Origin of the sequence: Rahnella sp. CJA17(1/100), assembly GCF_963881615.1 — a bacterium.
Taxonomy (GTDB): Bacteria; Pseudomonadota; Gammaproteobacteria; order Enterobacterales; family Enterobacteriaceae; genus Rahnella; species Rahnella aceris.
Genome location: NZ_CAWOJA010000002.1, coordinates 21831 through 40349, shown reverse-complemented (window position 1 = coordinate 40349; position 18519 = coordinate 21831). Strand labels below are relative to the sequence as shown.

The window sequence follows — 18519 nt, the reverse complement described above, 5'->3', positions numbered from 1 at the left end:
TGTGCTTATCGTAATGGCTGAATGATTTTTTTCTGATGTCCGTTGCTGTATTCCCCCTTTCCGGAGAAAAAAATGTCGTCATCTGATGTGGTTAAACTGACTGAAAGTTCGCTCAAAAACACCAAAGTGATGAACCTGTTTGTGTCTTTTGCGGCGGCGATGGCGGGGCTGTTATTCGGTCTCGATATTGGTGTGATTTCTGGTGCGCTTCCCTTTATTACTGAGCATTTTGTGCTGAGCAGCCGCCAGCAGGAATGGGTTGTCAGCATCATGATGCTCGGCGCAGCGTTCGGTGCGCTGGCCAATGGCTGGCTCTCTTTCCGGCTGGGGCGCAAATACAGCCTGATGGCGGCAGCGCTGTTGTTTATTCTCGGTTCTCTCGGCTCCGCCTTCGCTTCCAGCATTGAAATCCTGATGGTGTCGCGCCTGATCCTCGGTTTTGCTGTCGGCATTGCGTCCTACACCGCACCGCTGTATCTGTCTGAAATGGCGTCAGAAACCATTCGCGGCAAGATGATTGCCATGTATCAGCTGATGGTGACGATCGGCATTTTGCTGGCTTTCCTTTCTGATACCGCATTCAGCAGCAGCGGTGACTGGCGCGCAATGCTGGGCGTGCTGGCGATTCCGGCGTTTGTGCTGATGATTGCGGTGTGTTTTTTACCAAACAGCCCGCGCTGGCTGGCCGCCAAAGGGCAGCATATTGAGGCCGAGCGTGTGCTGAGAATGCTGCGCGATACCTCGGAAAAGGCCCGCCAGGAACTGAATGAAATCCGTGAAAGCCTGAAACTGAAACAGGGCGGATGGGAATTATTTAAAGCCAACAGTAATGTGCGCCGGGCCGTCGGCTTAGGCATGTTGTTGCAGGCGATGCAGCAGTTTACCGGCATGAATATCATCATGTATTACGCGCCGAAGATTTTTAATCTGGCGGGATTTACCAGTACACGCCAGCAGATGATCGCCACGATTATTGTCGGTCTGACGTTTGTGCTCGCGACGTTTATTGCCATCGGCATGGTTGATAAAGCGGGACGCAAACCGGCACTGAAAATTGGCTTTAGCGTGATTGCGCTCGGCACGCTGGTGCTGGGATATTGTCTTCAGCAATTCAATCAGGGCACGGCCGGTGCCGCGCTTTCCTGGCTGTCGGTCGGTATGACCATGATGTGCATTGCCGGTTACGCCATGAGTGCGGCGCCGGTGGTATGGATCCTGTGCTCTGAAATTCAGCCGCTGAAAAGCCGTGATTTTGGTATCACCTGTTCGACCACCACCAACTGGATTTCGAACATGATTATCGGCGCTACTTTCCTGACGCTGATGGACAATATCGGTGCAGCAGGGACATTCTGGCTGTACACCGCGCTGAACGTGGTGTTCGTGGTGATCACTTTCATCCTGATACCGGAAACGAAAAACGTCACGCTGGAGCAAATAGAAAGAAACCTTATGTCCGGAAAAAAACTGCGCGATATCGGGCAGTAAACACGCCGGTGATTCATTGTGGATGTGAACAATATCAGGGAACAGTTGATGCGCGACTTACTCAAAATGACCAGCGGGCTGGATTACCATATTAATGATAACGAATTACGTGAAATTCGTTATCAAACCCGCGATAAAGTGGATGGATTTAATGCGCTGAGCGCCCGTCAGACGGCGGAGAAAGACGCCCTGATCAGGGAAATATTTGGGGAAGTGGGCAGCAATGTCCATTTTGAAAAAGGCATGCGCATTGATTACGGCATAAATACCCGAATCGGCAATAATGTTTTCATCAATTTTAATTTTGTGTTACTTGATTGCGCGCCGGTCACAATAGGGAATAACGTTTTTATCGGTCCTGATGTGCAAATTTATACCGCACAGCATCCGCTGGATATTGATTTACGTCGTGAACATATTGGCAGCGCCCGGCCAGTCACTATTGGCAACGATGTCTGGATTGGCGGCGGATGCGTGATTTTGCCCGGCGTGACCCTTGGCGATGGTTGCACGATTGGCGCCGGAAGTGTGGTCACGCGACCGGTGCCAGCGGGCGTGGTTGCCTGTGGAAACCCCTGCAAGGTGGTGCGGAAACTGACGTAATGTTTACTGACCGTCTCTCCGACATAAAAAAGCCCGCTCTGAGGCGGGCTGCAAATGCAAAAAATACAATATTTCTTAAAGTGCGAACAGAATGAGACAAAATCTAAATAAAATCAATTAATTATCTTCCTGAAATAAGTGTCCATTTTTTAGAGATGATTGTGATCAAATCGTGATCTTTATTGTTATTTTTATATCGCTGTCCTGCCGCGCGTGCTGATTTATGAATTTATCTCATAGCTCCTTTCATATTTTGCCCTCTGGTCGTCATAAACGAACGGCGCTATTGTTTATGACATGACGAACTTTCCAGCAGCAGTCCCCCAGTCGGAGAATGAAATGACTGATAAAATGAAAATTACCAAAAGCGGTTCTGTCCCTTCACAAAACGGTCCGGAAAATTACTTCACCGGCAAGGTGCGTATCGACTCGCCGTTCAGCGGCACTGCCTCTGCCCGTGTCGGTGGCGCGATCGTGACCTTTGAACCGGGTGCGCGTACCGCCTGGCACACGCATCCGCTGGGTCAGACGTTGATCATCACACAAGGCCGTGGCTGGTTGCAGGAGGAGGGCGGCGAAATTCGCGAAATGAATGTGGGCGATATCGTGTGGATCCCGGAAGGGGTGAAACACTGGCACGGCGCGACCCCGGAGAATGCCATGACGCACATCGCGATTGCCGAGTCCCTGAACGGCAGTCCGGTTGAGTGGATGGAAAAGGTGACGGACGCGCAGTACAGTAAGTAATCACCTGTCCCGGTGGAATTTATATAACCTTTGCTCAAAAGGGCGGCGTAAAAGCCGCCTTTTTTGTGGCAATATATTGTGACTGCATAAAATCGATACAGTTATTTCTGTATTTCCGAATTTTTATCCTAAATTCTCTGGTTAACCATTAACCTTTCTTATTTAACGCTAAAAACCCCCGTTGTTCGGCGCATTAAAATTATCGCTTTCAGTAGCTCTGAGATAAGTAACTCGACTAATATAAATAGAAATCAACTCAAGAGCCGTTTCCCGTATGCCATATTATTCTCCAGGTGAAAGTCTCGTCCGTGAGCGCTCAGAGCGCTTCTTACGGCGAATGTACTTAATGCGGATACTTGGCACTTTTCTCTGCTTTTTTCCTGTGTTTTCTGTCCTTCTTGAACGCAATGCTTCCTGGATCGCCATCAGCCTGCTGGCGCTGAATGCCTTTGTCTGGCCGCATGTCGCTATGCTGATTTCACAACGCTCAAATCACCCTAATCAGGCGGAATTCCGAAATCTGGCATTTGATGCCATCGCGGGGGGAGCCTGGGTTGCGCTGATGGGCGTTTGTCCGCTGCCGTCGGCCATTATTACGGCTATTCTCATCGCTGACCGTTTTTCCGCCGGTGGCTGGCAGTTGCTGCGCCGCGCTGCGCTGTTTTATTGCGCCGGTTTTATTGTCTGCTGGCTGTTGTCGGGAATGACGTTTTATTTCACCGTCACTGACCGGACGTTGTGGCTGACGTTGCCGCTTTCCACGATTTATATTATTGCTTTCAGTGCAGCGAATTATTCCATTTCCAGAAAGCTGCGGGATAAACAACACGAGCTGGAAAAAGCCGCCCTGATGGATCCTTTTCTCGGTTTGCCTAACAGGCGGTTACTCGACCGGCGGCTGATGCTGGAGTTTGAACGCGCAAAACATGATTTATCCTGCCTGATGGTGCTGGGCGTTGATGACCTGAAAATGGTGAATGATTTGTTCGGGCGCGAAGCGGGGGATTATGTGTTGCGCTCGGTGTCAGCGATTTTACGGCAGGAAACCGGGCAAAATGATTTCCCGGCTATTCTGGGGGGCGATGAATTTGTGGTGATCCTGCCGGGGGTTTCCGAAGAAGAAGCGTATGCCGTGGGTTACCGGTTATTACTGAAAACCTCAGAAATCCGCTTATCGCAGGATTCCGGTTTCCAGTGTTCGCTGAGTATCGGCGTGGCGACATCCCGCAATCATGAAGATTATAACCAGTGGCTGGCGGCTGCCGAACGGGCATTGGTGAATGTGAAACAAAATGGCAAAAACAGTATTGGCAGCGTGAGCAGGACAGATACTTCTGCTCAGCTACACTGAATAACGTTAACGTTTTCCGGGATGAGTAATGAAAAATATCACCATAATGTGGGTCGCTGCGGCCGTCGCCGCAGGTTTGCTGGCAGGCTGTTCATCTATCGATAAACCGGTTGGCGATGCGACTTATCGCCCGGCCAATTTTGACCCGTCGTTTACGCAGGGCGAAGCAAGTTATACGACATCCGTGTTTTCAATCCTTGAGCGGCAGCGTCGCGCGGATACCTACAAAAAGATCTTCGATTTTTGTAGCGGCAAATTCCAGACGCTGGGTGAAAGCAACGACGGCGAGAAGGTACACATAAGATTTGCCTGTCTGCCTAAAAATATTGCGCAGACGCAAAGTCCGTACTCAATACAGCAGAAGTCGCCTTCGCTGTACTAAAATTGACTATCGGCAATGTTATCCGGAGATTTTATGAGCAAGGAAAGACCTGATTTTATCCGACACTGGACCGAGCTGGAAGGTCCAGACGACGGCAATTATCCCGGCGATGATGAACTGATGTCGATTGGCGCACCGCTCGGCAGAGCGCTGGGCCTGACGAAAATTGGTATTCATCACGAACGTTTATTACCGGGGCGTCGTACCTGTTACGCCCACGCAGAAAGTGCGGAAGATGAATTTGTGTACGTGCTGGAAGGGTATCCTGACGCGTGGATTAACGGCCATCTGCATCCGCTGAAACCGGGCGATGCCGTGGCCTTTCCGCACGGCACCGGTATCTGTCACACCTTCATTAATAACAGCGATGAGGAAGTGCGGCTGCTGGTGGTGGGGGAGGCAAATAAGCCGGAAAACCGGATTTATTACCCTCTGAATCAGGAATATGAAGCGACGCGCAAAGACCGCTGGGTGGATGTACCTGAGCAACAATTTGGTGATCACGACGGCATTTCGGATCAGCGACGTGAACAAAAGAAAAAGCCGGTCAGTTGAATGCCGGCTTTTCTATGGCTGACGTGCGTGTAAAACCATTTATTGAATGGAAAGCGACTGCCAGCGTTGCTGACAATACGGCATCATTCGGTGAATTTTCAGGCTCTGTGCCTGATGACGATTCAGTGAATAGCCCTCCGGCGTAATCTCTAAGGTGTCGCCGGTTTGCAGCTTAAAATCATTGTCTACGGACAAAATCAGCTTCAGGTTTTTAAAAGCCTGGATACAGATATATTTCAGTCCGGTCTGCGGGATATTCAGGATGTCGATGATCTTCCATTCCATACATTCACTCCTTTTCTGTGGCTGCCTGATTTTCGTTTCCCTTTTCTACCTCAAATCCCTGTCATTTTTTGTCATGACAAAGTAATGATTTCTTTATAGGCGTTCCTGTTATTTCATTGCTTGAAGTGACTCACAAAAAAGGATTGCCGAAACCATGCAGATCGCAGAATGGATTATTTAAGGACAATCCTGCATTTTTCGGAAGGTTATTCAGAACGTAAAAGGAAACTAAAAGACTTGAAATCACCGCCATAAAACGGGTATTTCTGGATGCTTTCTACTTTTCTTTTATTTTTCAGGGGCAGGATGAGATGAATTATTGGGTAAAGGGTTTTCTGGGCACCTTATTCGCGTTGAGCACATTTTCTGTGCTGGCAGAAAACTGTATCGAAACCCGCGGGGCAATTGATATGGGATCCGGTACCACCAAAATTCAGGTGGCGCAGGTTGATATTTGCCGACATCTGCCGGGAAAAGTGCTGTATGAAGACCAAAAGCCGCTGGGCTTTAATGAGGATTTGGGCAAATCCGGCAACAACCAGATCAGCGAGGCCATGCAACAACAGGGCGTGACGGCGCTGAAACAGATGGTCGATAAAGCCCGCAGCTTTCATCCGCAGCGCATTACCGGCGTTGCCACCGCAGTGTTTCGTTCAGCGGCTAACGGTCAGCAGGTCATTGACCGTTTCAACCAGCAGACACAAATCCAGCTTCGTGTGATTTCTCAGGAGCAGGAGGCGGAGCTGGGTTTCCTGTCGGCGAAGGCGGCGCTGCATGACAACACCATCAACAATCAGGATCTGCTGGTCTGGGATATCGGCGGCGGCTCAATGCAAATGACCGCCATCCGCGAACAAAACGGTCAGCCCGTGACGGATATATATCAGGGCAAACTGGCATCGGTAACCCTGAAAGAATTCATTATCAGCGTGCTTAAAAATCAGGAACTGGATAAAGCCGCCTCGCCGAACCCGATTGGATCGCTGCGCAATACGGTGCTGCGTTACGTGAATTTCTACGCGAGGACGCACGTCAGTCCTCAAATCAAACAGGATGCGCAAACCCGTCGGGTGATTGGTATCGGCGGCGTTCATGGTTTTTCGCTGAAAGACCAGATCCATCCGGCGAACAATACTTACAGTCTGGCTGATGTAGAACGCGTGTCGAAAAATCAGGTGTGGAAAGGGGACAGTGAACTTACCGGCGAATACCGCGCGACCGATGTCAGCAATTTACTGCTGGTGGAGGGCTTTATGCAGGCGCTGAATATCTCACAGGTGACGATTGTCAAAGCCAGCCTGATTCAGGGCATCCTGGTGCAATAAATTCCTGAAGCGATACTCTTTATCTTTGAGAGTAAAAGCGTTGATGTAAAAGCATTCAAAATGGCTGTATTGACTGAAGGAGCAGAATGACATGACAACTGACTCAGGCACTCCCCCGCAGGATGATTTCATCTGGCTCGAAGGTTTACGCAACGAAAAAGCCCTGGAATGGGCGCGTGAGCAAAATGCCATCACGCTGGCAGCGTTTACGCAGGGTAACGATTTCGAGCCGCTGCGGGAGAAAGTGCTGGAAGGCCTGAATTCGCCGGATCAAATCCCCGGTGTGTGGAAATGTGGCAACGACTGGTACAACTTCTGGCAGGACGCGAAGAACCCGAAAGGCATTTTACGCAAGACCACGCTTGATGAATTCCGTAAAGCCGAACCGCAATGGCACACCGTACTGGATATCGATGCGCTGGGTAAAGCCGAAGGGAAGGAGTGGGTGTTTCACGGTTTCTGGAATTTAAAACCGGATTTCGGGCGTGCGTTGTTAGTGCTGTCGCCGGATGGCGGTGATGCCTCTGAAGTGCGCGAGTTTGATTTAATCACTCAGGATTTTGTGCCGGACGGTTTTTATTTGCCGGTCGCGAAAAGCCGCATCAGCTGGATTGACCGCGACCATTTGTTTGTCGCCACTGATTTTGGTGAAGGCTCAATGACCGGTTCCGGTTATCCGCGCATCGTCAAAATCTGGCAGCGTGGTACACCGCTGTGCGAAGCGGTCACGGTGTTCAGCGCAGAAAAGACAGACATGATGGCGGCGGGTTATAGCGATGCCACCAAAGGGTTTGAGCGCAATTATGTGGTGCGTGTCACCGACTTCTATCACCGTGAAGTGTTCCTGCTTGATGACGACAAAAACTTAATCAAAATCGATCTGCCGGCGGATGCTAAATTCAGCAGCTGGCGCGAGTGGATCCTGATCCAGCCTTCTAGCGAATGGCAGGTGAACGGCGAAAGCTGGCCGTCCGGTTCGTTGCTGACCATGAATTTTGACGCTTTTATGGCAGGCGATCGCACGCTGAAACCTCTGTTTATGCCGGGTGCGCATTCTTCTCTCAGCGGCGTGACGGCAACCCGTGACCAGCTCAACGGCTATTCCTACACCCGTGATCATATCATCCTCAGCATCACGCGTGATGTCGTCAACCGGCTTGAAGTGCTGACGCCAAAAGACGGCGACTGGCAGCGTGAGCCGTTCGGCAAAGTGCCGGAACTGAGCAAAATCAATGCGTGGGGCGTGGATGATGAGACCAATGAATATTTCATGAGTGTCAGCGGTTTCCTGCAACCGGCCAGTTTGTCGCTCGGAAATCTGGATAGCGGCGCGGACGTGGAAGCCGAACTGCTTAAACAAGATCCGTCGCATTTTGATGCCACCCGTTATCAGGTCAGCCAGCATTTCGCGGTGTCCGACGACGGTTCCCGCGTGCCGTATTTTGTCATCTCGCGCAAAGATGTGGCGTATGACGGCAGGAACCCGACGCTGCTTTATGGCTACGGTGGTTTCGAAGTCTCCCTTGAGCCGTATTATCTCGGGGTCAGCGGTGTGTCGTGGCTGGATCGCGGCGGCGTGTTTGTGGTGGCAAATATTCGTGGCGGTGGCGAATACGGGCCGGAATGGCATAAAGCGGCGCTGAAAGAAAAACGTCTGCGCGCTTACGAAGATTTCGCGTCCGTGGCGAAGGCGCTGATTGCCAGCAAGATCACCTCACCGGCCCATCTGGCGGCGCAGGGCGGCAGCAACGGTGGTTTACTGGTCGGCAATATGCTGACACGCTACCCGGAATTATTCGGGGCCATCGTGTGTGAAGTGGCGCTGCTGGATATGTACCGGTACACGCAAATCTCGGCTGGCGCTTCGTGGATTGCTGAATACGGCGACCCGCAGAAACCGGAAGAATGGGCGTTTATCCGCGAATTTTCGCCGTATCACAATATTGATCCGGCAAAAAAATATCCGCCGGTATTGTTCTCAACGGCGACCAGCGATGACCGCGTCGGGCCTGACCATGCACGTAAAATGGCCGCGAAAATGCAGGCGCTGGGTATCCCGCAGGTCTATTTTTACGAGAATACTGACGGCGGCCACAGCGCCGCAGCTGACAAAAAACAGTCCGCGTTTAAACGGGTGATGGTGAGCGAATTTCTGCTGCACTTTATTGGCCGTGACAAAGCCAGCGGCTGATATTGCCCGCGAGAGTCTGATGAAAAACGGGATGCCTCTGTGGTATCCCGTTAATATTTCGACATGTTTTAACTCCCTCTGTCCGCTTTAAAAACGTTGCCCCCTTCACCTTTCCTTGTTTATTATTTCGGCTTGTGTTGATAACAATTATCAAAATCATTTTTCATTCATTCTCATTTTCGGGTAATCGCATGTTAAAGAATACTGCTCGCGTGCTGTCTGTTGCCGGTCTGATGGCGGCCTCCTTTGCCAGTTTTGCTACCACGTATCCGCTGACGGTCACGGACATAGCCGGTCAGAAAGTCACTATCGATAAAGCGCCGCAACGGGTCATTTTGCAGGACGGGCGCGATCTTCTGGCGCTGGCGGTGCTGGATAAAGCCAATCCTTTTCAGCATGTGGTGGCCTGGAATAACCTGCTGAAGAAAACTGACAGCGGCACCTGGGAGATGCTGAAAAGCAAATGGCCTGAATCGGCGAAAATCCTCGATATGGGATTCAGCGACAAAGGGCAGGTGGATCTGGAAACGGTGATCGCTAAAAAACCAGATCTGATGATTGCGCAGATGCGGGCGAAAGATTCACTGGCGCAGGCCGGGGTGCTGGATAAACTCGCCGCGCTGCACATCCCTGTACTGTTTGTCGATTACGAGCTGGATCCGGCAAAAAACACCGCGCCAAGTATTGATCTGCTCGGCAAAGTGATGAATCAGGAGGATAACGCCCGCGCCTACACCACGTTCTATAACCAGCATTTCCAGGCTATTCAGAAAGCCGCAGAGGCGATTAAAACCAGGCCGAATGTGTTTATCGAGCCAATTGCCGGTCGCGACGACTCCTGCTGTTTCACACACGGTAATGCGGGATGGGGAAAACTGATCCAGGCGGTAGATGCCAATAACATCGGTTCCAGCCTCCTGCCGGGCGCATCAGGCACCGTTTCTCTGGAACAGGTGATCAGCATGAAGCCGGACGTTTACATCATGACCGGTTCGGCACGTCCGAAAAGTGGCTCTGTGACGCATATTCTGCCGTTTGGCTACGGTGCGGATGAAGCGGATGTGGATAAAGAAGCCAAAGTGTTGCTTTCACGCACCGGCGTGGCGCAAATCCCTGCGGTGAATGCGGGCCACGTTTACGGTATTTATCACCAGTTCTACAACCATCCGTATAACATTGTCGGGATGGAATATCTGGCGAAGTTTATTTATCCGCAACAGTTTAAAGATCTGGACCCGGCGAAGACTTACCACGACATCGTACGTAACTATACCAACCTGCCGGATCAGGATTTCATCCTTGGCTGGACACCGAAAAAGTAAGTGCTGATAATTCCCCCGCCTGTGGCCCCGCAGGCGGTTTTTCAATCCCTCTGCGCGCTTTCTGCACTAACTTTACCTCCGTCACATTTGTTGACACTCCGTTAATTTATACAAAAAACTAACTGTATTACTGTATCCGAATAACGCCGACCGGCGTCGCTCCTGACGCAGTACGACATATCAACAAGGTGAATTTATGCAATCTGAAGAACAGCGTTTAATTGACGGGCTTTTTAGTCGCTTACAACAGGCTGAGTCCAACACGGCACCGCGTGATGCGGAAGCTGAACGTGTGATTCAGGCCCATATTCGTCAGCAGCCATCTGCCCCGTATTACATGGCGCAGGCAATGATTATTCAGGAAGCGGCGCTGACCAAACTGAATGCGCAGGTACAAGAATTGCAACAGCAGGTTCAGCAGTTGCAACAGCAGGCGCAGACGGCCAAACCGCAAAGCACCGGTTTTCTGGCTGGCTTGTTTGGCGGTGGCACGTCTCAGCCTGAACCGCAACGCCAGGCGGCGCAGGGCAGCCAGCCCATTCCCGGTACGCAAGGCTGGGGAAGTCAGCCTCAGCAACAGCAATATGCCCAACAGCCGCAACAGCAGGCACCGGCACAAGCTGCACCCCAGCAGCCGGGTTTTCTGGGCAGTGCATTGCGCACGGCGGCGGGCGTCGCGGGTGGGGTGGTGCTGGCGGATATGCTGACCGGCATGTTCCATCACAGCCAGCCGCAGGAAATCGTCAATATCATCGAAGAACCGCCCGTGCAGGATCTCAATCCTGCTGACAGCAGCTTCCTCGATAACAGTCAGGGTTTCGACAGCAATCAGCCGTCATGGGAAGATGCGTCGCTGCGTAATGACAATTCGGATTTGGGTTTCGGAAATGATGATTTCAACACTGATGATTTCAATAATGATGATGACTCATTCTTCTAACCGGTTGATGTCATAAGGCTATTAAGGGGCTTTTTGGCAGCAGAAAAAAGCAGCAGAAGGTGAAGAGTGAGAGGTTTATCGCTTATTGCCATCAGAATTCTGGACAAAAGCCAAATCTGTTGCTGTACTGTGTTTGACACACATTTTGTGTCCAACATTCACGTAAAGGTAAGTTTGATGTCTAAGATTAAAGGTAGCGTTAAGTGGTTCAATGAATCTAAAGGTTTTGGTTTCATTACCCCTGAAGATGGCAGCAAAGATGTTTTCGTTCATTTCTCTGCTATTTCCAGCAACGGTTTCAAAACCCTTGCTGAAGGCCAACGCGTAGAGTTCGAAATCACCAATGGTGCCAAAGGCCCGTCGGCTGCTAACGTTATCGCTATCTGACTTTAGCCGATTTATTGAAAAACCCGCCGAAGCGGGTTTTTTTTTGCCTGTCGTTCGCCAGAACCTTATGCCGGTTTACGCACCAGCGTCACGAACATCAGGATAGCAATCGCGTAGCAGCCGAGAATGGTCAGCCCCATCGACAACGCCGGATGGCTGCCGAAACCCGTTACCGGTACGGCAACCGCCCCGAGCGCAAACATACACACGCCCAGCAGGGCAGACGCGCTGCCTGCATTTTTCCCCTGACTTTGCATCGCCAGCGAGCCAGCATTCGGGCTGATAATCCCGATCACCATCACCGAGAAGAACAGCGGCACCAGTAACATCACGAGTGGCGCATTCAGGCTGGCGGAAATCACCAGCGCCACCGAGGCCACTGCGGCGATGCACAAACCGGCTTTGACCAGCGCCATTTCGCCGAAGCGGCGGCTCAGACGGGTAGACACCTGTGCGGAAATCACCAGGCCGATGCCGTTAATCGCAAAGCACAGGCTGAACATCTGCGGGCTGAGATGGTAAATCTGTTGCAGCACAAAAGGTGACGCGCCGATATACGCGAACATCCCGGCCATAATAAAGCCCTGTGTCAGGCACAGCCCCATAAACGGACGATGTTTCAGCAGGCTGAATACCGAGCCCAGCATGCTGATAATACCGCCCCCTGAACGGCGTTCGGGCGTTAAGGTTTCATGCAGTTTTAGCGAGGAGAAGCTGAACAGTAAGATGGCAATAAACGCCAGTACGCCGAATATTCCCCGCCAGTTAACCCAGTTCAGCATTGCGCCGCCCAGTACCGGGGCGATGATCGGAGCCAGCCCGTTCACCAGCATCAGCAACGCAAAAAACCGTGTCAGCTCATGCCCGTTATACAAATCCCTTGCCACCGCGCGTGACAATACCGCGCCACCGGCACCGGCGATCCCTTGCAACAGACGAGCGACAATCAGCTGACTGATGTCCTGTGCCACCGCACACCAGACCGAGGCAGCCAGCAATAACGCCAGTGACCACAACAGCGGGCGCATACGGCCATAGCGGTCGCTCAGCGGGCCGAACAGTAACTGGCCGAAACCGAGGCCGAGTAAACCGGCGGTCAGGCTTAACTGCGCGCTGGCGGTGGACGTATTCAGGTCGCCAGCCATCTCCGGCAATGCCGGTAAATATAAATCCGTACATAACGGCCCGAGTGCGGCAAGCGAGCCGAGAACAAGGGCGTAACCGAGGCGTTTTTCGTGCAGGTGAGCGCTCATGGTAAAAGTTTATTCCAGTTTGCTGGTGGTTAAATCCGTTTCGAAGAGGCTCCGGAAGTAGCGATGGTATAAGGCTTCCAGAATCTCAGCGTCGGCGTGAACAGTCGTCATGCGACGAAAAGCCGTGCCTTCGCAAATCACCGCTAATGATTCGACTTTTGCGGTCATTTCAGCATCGGAAAATTGCGGGAAGGTGGCACTGAGGAGCGTTTTTGCTTCGTTAAAAAGCTGTTTTTCGGAGTCACGCCAGATTTTTTCCACGATCGGATTACGGGTCGCTTCTGCGGCGACTTCCAGCATCAGCGCGTGGTCAATTTCGGCCTGCTCTTTTTGTTCGATGCACTGATCTTCTTTATACGGCGCGCTTAAATTGCCAATCCGACGGTGCGCCAGATTATGAGCCACCTGCTGCAAATTATGCGCGTTGCCGGTCATCAGCCTGATTTTTTTCATCACTATTCGCCGCACGATATCTTCGATGATCGCATCTTTATTGGCGAAGTAGCGGTATATCTGCCCCACACTGAGCTGTGAAGTTTTAGCGATTTCAGCCATACCAGCACCGTGGAAACCATGCTTGCGAAAACACAGGCGGGCGGCGGCAATAATCTGGTCGCGTCGGGCGCTGATGCGCGCATCTTTACTGCATTGTTGTGGGTGAAGCATGAGATACCCGGTAATGTGACTGATGTAGGTTGCGAACGATCATTCTCAAGTATAGGCAATAAGGACGAACAGGTAAATATTTGTATTATGAATGAAATAAAAAGTGGCGTTTCGTTTCAGCGCAATTAAGCGTGACGCACAAAGGCAAACGGCGCAATCCAGAGGAATGCGCCGTTTACGGGAAAGGGGGGCTGCGGGTCAGGCGGGGCTGTTAAGCAAAGTATGCCTGTAAAAAAGCCACAACTGTCAGAACACAGAGGGCAACAACCAGGAACTCAGAAGACGTTTTTGGCACAGAAAACATGTCATACCTCAAAGATAAACCAGAGTGAACTGACGCTATTATCTGCAGATAAGATGAAGGAAACATTAAGATACGGCGGGAGGAGGTGAACCTGCGTCACAGATTTATCACAGCGATGCCTTTTGTCATTAAAAAGGCATCGCCGGAGGATAGGATCAGTGTGCGCTGAACCAGCTGACCAGCATAAACGCCAGTAATGTCATGGCCAGTGAGCCGGCCAGATTCAGTGCCATGTTTAGCAGGGCGGCGCCAAAGCGACCATCCTGTAGCATGTAAACCACCTCCAGAGAGAAGGTGGAGAAGGTTGTCAGGCCACCGCAGAAGCCGGTGGTGATCAGCAGCTTCCATACCGGGTCGATATGGGTCAGGCGGGTGAAAATCGCGATGCCCAGGCCAATGATAAAGGCGCCGACCAGATTCACGGTCAGGGTGCCAGCGGGCAGTAGCGGACTCATTCCGTTCATTTTGAGACTGACATACCAGCGCACAACGCTGCCAATACCACCGCCAATAAAGACTGCAAGTAAGGTGCTAAACATAGTGATACCTTAAAAAATAGATGAAATTCAGAAAGGCCCGGGCATGACGCTACGAACCTCTCGCGAGATTGCGCAGACATCATCAGCCGGTAAAGGCGGTTTGGGAGGAATGTCATCTCCACAGTGCAAAGTAATGCAGGCGCTCAGTTTACATTGTGTGATGGCGCTTGTGTAGACGCGTTTCGGAAACAGTTTGTGAAAAGGAAAAGGCGATGTTAATCAGAGAAGGTACCGTGCAGGATGCGCCAGTTCTGGCGCAATTGCTGGGGGATTTGGATTATCCCAACAGGTCTGAAGCGATAGCAGAACGTATGGCAAAAATGGCCGTGAACCCGGACAGCCGCCTGTTAGTGGCCGAAACAGAAGGTCAGGCTGTCGGGTTTATTTCGTTGCATTTCATTCCGCAAATCGCGCTGGCTGGCGAATTTTGTCGTATCAGTTATTTGTGCGTCAGCGATCACGCGCGTGGCAGCGGAATTGGCCAGAAATTGCTGGATGAGGCCGAACGTCTGGCAGCGGACCGGGGGTGTGACCGGATGGAAGTTCACAGCCATACCCGCCGTGTACGCGCCCACACTTTTTATGCGCGGGCGCAGTACGAGGAATCGCCAAAGTATCTGCTGAAAAAACTCTGAATGATCAGACATCCAGCGCCAGCACGATAGCGTCGGCGATCAGATCAACCTGCTCCGGTTTCATCTGACTGGTGCTGATACGGATAAATTGCCCCGGCCCGATGCGGCTGCGTTCGCCGGGCAGAACCGCAATACCACGCGCGGCCATCGTTACCAGCGCAAACTGTTCCGATGGCACCGGGATCCACATCGCCAGTCCGTCGCGGTCGGGGATATTCACGCCGCGAATGCGCAACGCATCGGACATGGCTTTGCGTCGCTCCGCATACACTTTTTTAGCCTGCGTAATCCCTTGCTGCGTTTTCGGATCGTTAATCAGCCACGCCAGCGCTTCCTGCAAAATACGGCTCGACCAGCCGGCACCAAAGTTACGGAATGATTTGATTTGTTTGATTAAATCCACCGATCCCGAAATCACCGCCAGCCGCAAATCCGGGCCGTACGCTTTGGAATAAGAACGGACATGCACCGTGCGGTCCGGCAGTTTGCTGCCCATACTCAGCGGCGCGTAACGTGACAACTGTCCGATCCCGTCATCTTCAATAATCAGTGTGTTACTTTGGCTGAGAATGTTAGCCAGCGCAGCATAACGTTCTGCGTTAATCGCATGGCCACAATGCGAATGGGTACGTGGCTGAAAAATAAAGGCTGAAGGATTTTTCAGCAGTGCCTGACTGAGTGATTCCGGCGTGGGGCCGAATTCGTCGCACTTCACCGGAATGACCTGCGCACCGAGATTGTCCAGCATATCCAGCAGGCGTGTGGCAGTCGGGTCTTCAATTGCCACCACCGAACCCTGCATCAGCAGGGTTTGCAGCGTCAGGTTCATGCCGTCAAATCCACCATCCGCCGCCATAAAAGCGGGGGCGTCATAAGGCCAGTCCTGGCGTGCGGCCTCAAGCAGCGACGGCGCGATAGCCTCACGCTGATAACTGTTCAGATTGTCTGCGCCAACACCGCGCTGCATGGCTTCGTGCAAGTCAGGCAACAGTGCCGGATCCGGCGATGACAGCGCCAGATCCGCAATAATATGCTCACCAAAATTGCCGATTTTCTCGAAGCGTGCAGGTCGTGGAGACAGCATGTCGCCGCACACCCAGACGCCGTTTCGCCCCCGTCCGGCGATCACTTTCTGACGTCGCAACTGACCCCAGGCGGCTGAAACCGTGGCAGGACTGACGCCCAGCGCCTGCGCGAGTTCACGCACGGCGGGAAGATGCGTACCAATCTCGATCACACCGGATCGGATCATCGCTGCGGTTTCAATCGCAATGCCCCGCATGGAACGATCCTGTAATTGCGTCGCTAACCATTCTGCATCCAGCGTTTTTTCGAGAGAGTTTTCTGTCATTTTTTTGCCTTTTGTTCAGTAACAAAGATTCTATTGTACATATTAATTTATGCCATTAGTATCAAACTTAGCCAACGCAGGCGATAAAATAATCATCTTGCCGTGAAGATGATGGCCTTAGTAAAAGAATTTGGTGTGTTTTCGGGCAGGTTTGTAAACGCACAGTTGTTTTTCTGCATATTAACCATGCTGACACTTAAGGGGAAAGATGTGACGATTACCATCAGGCTGGCGGTTCGTGACTGGGATTATTTTACGCCGCTGGCATTAGGCGATCTTAAACCGGAAGGGTTTAATCTTGAGATAGACCGCGTGGGCACTTTGGTTGATAACCTGGGGACCAGCGATAAATACGATGCGGGTGAAGTGTCTTTCAGCCGTTATGCACAAGGGCGTGCGCGGGGCGAATCTGATTTACTGGCGATACCGCATTTTCTGATGCGCGGCTTCCGTCAGCGCTGCATCATCACCCGTGAAGACAGCCCGCTGACCGAACTTTATCAACTGGCCGGTAAACGTATTGGCCTGACCGGCTGGCAGGATTCCGGCAATACCTGGACCCGCACGTTGCTGGCACTTGAAGGTGTGGGCATTGAAGATGCGAACTGGTATGTCGGCCGCCTGACCGAAGCGCACCCGATTGTTGACCGTCTGGCCGGTTTTGGCCGCGAAGGGCGCATCGAAGCCGTGCCGGAAGAACGTCCTATGATGGAGTTGTTACAGGAAGGCTGGCTGGATGCGGTATTTACACCCTTTATGCCTGAGGGATTCTTCAAACCTGATTCCGGTTTCCGTCAGTTCCAGCCCGATTTTCGTGCCGCCGAACTGGCCTATTTCAACCGCGTCGGGTACATCCCCGGTATTCACCTGCTGGCAATCAAGCCTGCGCTGGCCGAAGAGCATCCGTGGTTACCGCAGGCGCTGAGTGAAATCATCGATCGCTCTTATGAAGTCTGGATGGATAAGCGCGCGAAATATGCCGATACCACGCCATGGTTGCTGGATGATTTACGTCGCACTGTGGTCGATTTACCTGCGGACTGGAATGCAAACGGTTACGCCGCCAATGAAAAGATGATCGACGATTTTGCGCAGGAATTACATGCCCAGGGGCTGACTGCCAGGCGTCTGACGCCGGGAGATTTGTTCCCGAACTTTGCTCAGTAACACTTAACCGATCGCTTTCACAAGTAAGCGACGGGGGGAGTCAAAAATGAAAGTTGCATTAGGTCAGTTTGCGGTTTCCCGCGAATGGGAAGCTAACGTCGAAACCTGTCTTTCGCTGATGACGAAATCTGTCGAAGCGGGCGTGGATTTGCTGGTGCTGCCGGAAGGCATTCTGGCGCGTGACATTACCGATCCGGATTTGGTTTTAAAAGCAGCACAACCTCTGGATGGTCCGTTTGTCAGTCAGTTGCTGGCGGCAAGTTGTGGCAATCAGATGACCACCATGATGAGCGTGCATACGCCTGCACCGGATGGTCGTGCATATAACGTGCTGATTTCAATCCGTAATGGCGAAATTATTTCTGAATATCAAAAGTTGCATCTTTATGATGCGTTCTCCTCTCAGGAATCAAAAAATGTCACGGCGGGTGACGAAGTACCGCCGCTGGTGAATGTCGCCGGGTTTAACGTCGGCCTGATGACCTGTTATGACGTGCGGTTCCCGGAACTGGCGCGGCGTCTGGTGCTCGACGGTGCCGATGTACTGGTGCTGCCTGCCGCGTGGGTGAAAGGCCCGCTGAAAGAAATGCATTGGGAAGTGCTGGTCACGGCACGCGCACTGGAAAACACCACCTATATGGTGGCCGTGGGTGAATGTGGCGAGCGCAATATCGGCAACAGTATGGTGGTTGATCCGCTGGGTGTGGCTATCGCCCGCGCAGCCGAGGCCCCGGCACTGGTATTTGCCGAGCTGGATAAAGATCGTCTGGCGCATGCCAGAAAAGTGTTACCGGTGCTGGCAAACCGTCGTTTTGGTTTACCGCAACTGCGTAACGACTGAGTCTGTTCGCGGCCGGTCCTCAACGGCTGCCTCAGCGCTCATGCAGTACCGCGCCCTCACCAGGGGATGCGTTTGTTTTTTCTATAGATAAACAGCCATAAAAAGAAAAACCCGGAAAGTTGCCACGGAAGGTAATCACTATAAAACCACAACATTCATAAACTCACAGACCGACTTTTTACACAGA

19 protein-coding genes and 1 riboswitch are annotated in these 18519 nt (G+C 52.0%); of the genes, 14 read left to right on the top strand and 5 right to left on the bottom strand.

Annotated elements, in window-relative coordinates:
- Nucleotides 1-45 precede the first annotated feature (45 nt).
- The 6 genes from AACU55_RS01115 (at nucleotide 46) to AACU55_RS01090 (ending at nucleotide 5126) form a co-directional block, all read left to right on the top strand.
- Entirely contained in the window at nucleotides 46-1488 is a 1443-nt protein-coding gene (locus AACU55_RS01115) for a sugar porter family MFS transporter (RefSeq protein WP_255425171.1), read from the top strand.
- Nucleotides 1489-1536: 48 nt separating this feature from the next.
- The gene (locus tag AACU55_RS01110) at nucleotides 1537-2091 is read left to right on the top strand and encodes a sugar O-acetyltransferase (protein WP_037037002.1); all 555 of its coding nucleotides are present in this window, start codon (nucleotides 1537-1539) and stop codon (nucleotides 2089-2091) included.
- A gap of 351 nt (nucleotides 2092-2442) precedes the next feature.
- A complete protein-coding gene (locus AACU55_RS01105) occupies nucleotides 2443-2838 on the top strand; it encodes a (R)-mandelonitrile lyase (protein ID WP_015690278.1) in 396 nt (131 codons plus the stop codon).
- Nucleotides 2839-3112: 274 nt separating this feature from the next.
- Nucleotides 3113-4189: a diguanylate cyclase gene (locus AACU55_RS01100; protein WP_037037005.1), complete on the top strand. Its 1077-nt coding sequence runs from the start codon at nucleotides 3113-3115 to the stop codon at nucleotides 4187-4189.
- A 28-nt stretch (nucleotides 4190-4217) separates the two neighbouring features.
- Nucleotides 4218-4571 (top strand): hypothetical protein, encoded by a 354-nt coding sequence (locus tag AACU55_RS01095; RefSeq protein ID WP_037037007.1) that lies wholly within the window; start codon nucleotides 4218-4220, stop codon nucleotides 4569-4571.
- Between the two features lie 33 nt (nucleotides 4572-4604).
- Nucleotides 4605-5126 carry a cupin domain-containing protein gene (locus AACU55_RS01090; RefSeq protein ID WP_013576520.1) on the top strand — a complete coding sequence of 174 codons (522 nt, stop codon included), beginning with the start codon at nucleotides 4605-4607 and terminating at the stop codon, nucleotides 5124-5126.
- A 39-nt stretch (nucleotides 5127-5165) separates the two neighbouring features.
- On the opposite strand, the gene AACU55_RS01085 is transcribed toward AACU55_RS01090, so the two are convergent.
- The gene (locus AACU55_RS01085; protein ID WP_013576519.1) at nucleotides 5166-5411 is read right to left on the bottom strand and encodes a hypothetical protein; all 246 of its coding nucleotides are present in this window, start codon (nucleotides 5409-5411) and stop codon (nucleotides 5166-5168) included.
- Nucleotides 5412-5722: 311 nt separating this feature from the next.
- On the opposite strand from AACU55_RS01085, the gene AACU55_RS01080 reads away from it, so the two are divergent.
- The 5 genes from AACU55_RS01080 (at nucleotide 5723) to cspE (ending at nucleotide 11576) form a co-directional block, all read left to right on the top strand.
- Nucleotides 5723-6736 carry a Ppx/GppA phosphatase family protein gene (locus tag AACU55_RS01080; protein ID WP_013576518.1) on the top strand — a complete coding sequence of 338 codons (1014 nt, stop codon included), beginning with the start codon at nucleotides 5723-5725 and terminating at the stop codon, nucleotides 6734-6736.
- Between the two features lie 91 nt (nucleotides 6737-6827).
- Nucleotides 6828-8927, top strand: a complete 2100-nt coding sequence (locus tag AACU55_RS01075; protein WP_134706517.1) for a prolyl oligopeptidase family serine peptidase — start codon at nucleotides 6828-6830, stop codon at nucleotides 8925-8927.
- Between the two features lie 191 nt (nucleotides 8928-9118).
- Nucleotides 9119-10249: an ABC transporter substrate-binding protein gene (locus AACU55_RS01070; RefSeq protein ID WP_037037011.1), complete on the top strand. Its 1131-nt coding sequence runs from the start codon at nucleotides 9119-9121 to the stop codon at nucleotides 10247-10249.
- Nucleotides 10250-10445: 196 nt separating this feature from the next.
- Nucleotides 10446-11189, top strand: a complete 744-nt coding sequence (locus AACU55_RS01065) for a DUF2076 domain-containing protein (protein ID WP_134706516.1) — start codon at nucleotides 10446-10448, stop codon at nucleotides 11187-11189.
- Nucleotides 11190-11366: 177 nt separating this feature from the next.
- Nucleotides 11367-11576, top strand: coding sequence for a transcription antiterminator/RNA stability regulator CspE (cspE, locus tag AACU55_RS01060; RefSeq protein WP_009636912.1), 210 nt, complete (start codon nucleotides 11367-11369; stop codon nucleotides 11574-11576).
- Between the two features lie 65 nt (nucleotides 11577-11641).
- Here the strand turns inward: cspE and AACU55_RS01055 are convergent, their stop codons facing one another.
- The 3 genes from AACU55_RS01055 to crcB form a co-directional block, all read right to left on the bottom strand.
- The gene (locus AACU55_RS01055; protein WP_134706515.1) at nucleotides 11642-12829 is read right to left on the bottom strand and encodes a multidrug effflux MFS transporter; all 1188 of its coding nucleotides are present in this window, start codon (nucleotides 12827-12829) and stop codon (nucleotides 11642-11644) included.
- 9 nt (nucleotides 12830-12838) lie between these two features.
- Nucleotides 12839-13495 carry a TetR family transcriptional regulator gene (locus AACU55_RS01050; RefSeq protein ID WP_037037015.1) on the bottom strand — a complete coding sequence of 219 codons (657 nt, stop codon included), beginning with the start codon at nucleotides 13493-13495 and terminating at the stop codon, nucleotides 12839-12841.
- 459 nt (nucleotides 13496-13954) lie between these two features.
- Nucleotides 13955-14338 carry a fluoride efflux transporter CrcB gene (gene crcB, locus AACU55_RS01045; RefSeq protein ID WP_037037017.1) on the bottom strand — a complete coding sequence of 128 codons (384 nt, stop codon included), beginning with the start codon at nucleotides 14336-14338 and terminating at the stop codon, nucleotides 13955-13957.
- Between the two features lie 66 nt (nucleotides 14339-14404).
- Nucleotides 14405-14467, bottom strand: a riboswitch (Fluoride riboswitch).
- 83 nt (nucleotides 14468-14550) lie between these two features.
- Between crcB and AACU55_RS01040 the strand changes: the two genes are divergently transcribed.
- Nucleotides 14551-14973, top strand: coding sequence for a GNAT family N-acetyltransferase (locus tag AACU55_RS01040; protein ID WP_134706514.1), 423 nt, complete (start codon nucleotides 14551-14553; stop codon nucleotides 14971-14973).
- Nucleotides 14974-14977: 4 nt separating this feature from the next.
- On the opposite strand, the gene AACU55_RS01035 is transcribed toward AACU55_RS01040, so the two are convergent.
- Nucleotides 14978-16324 carry an aminotransferase class I/II-fold pyridoxal phosphate-dependent enzyme gene (locus AACU55_RS01035; RefSeq protein ID WP_037037021.1) on the bottom strand — a complete coding sequence of 449 codons (1347 nt, stop codon included), beginning with the start codon at nucleotides 16322-16324 and terminating at the stop codon, nucleotides 14978-14980.
- Between the two features lie 210 nt (nucleotides 16325-16534).
- Between AACU55_RS01035 and AACU55_RS01030 the strand changes: the two genes are divergently transcribed.
- Nucleotides 16535-17491, top strand: coding sequence for a nitrate ABC transporter substrate-binding protein (locus tag AACU55_RS01030; protein WP_041673235.1), 957 nt, complete (start codon nucleotides 16535-16537; stop codon nucleotides 17489-17491).
- A 46-nt stretch (nucleotides 17492-17537) separates the two neighbouring features.
- The gene (locus AACU55_RS01025; RefSeq protein ID WP_134706513.1) at nucleotides 17538-18332 is read left to right on the top strand and encodes a deaminated glutathione amidase; all 795 of its coding nucleotides are present in this window, start codon (nucleotides 17538-17540) and stop codon (nucleotides 18330-18332) included.
- Nucleotides 18333-18519 lie beyond the last annotated feature (187 nt).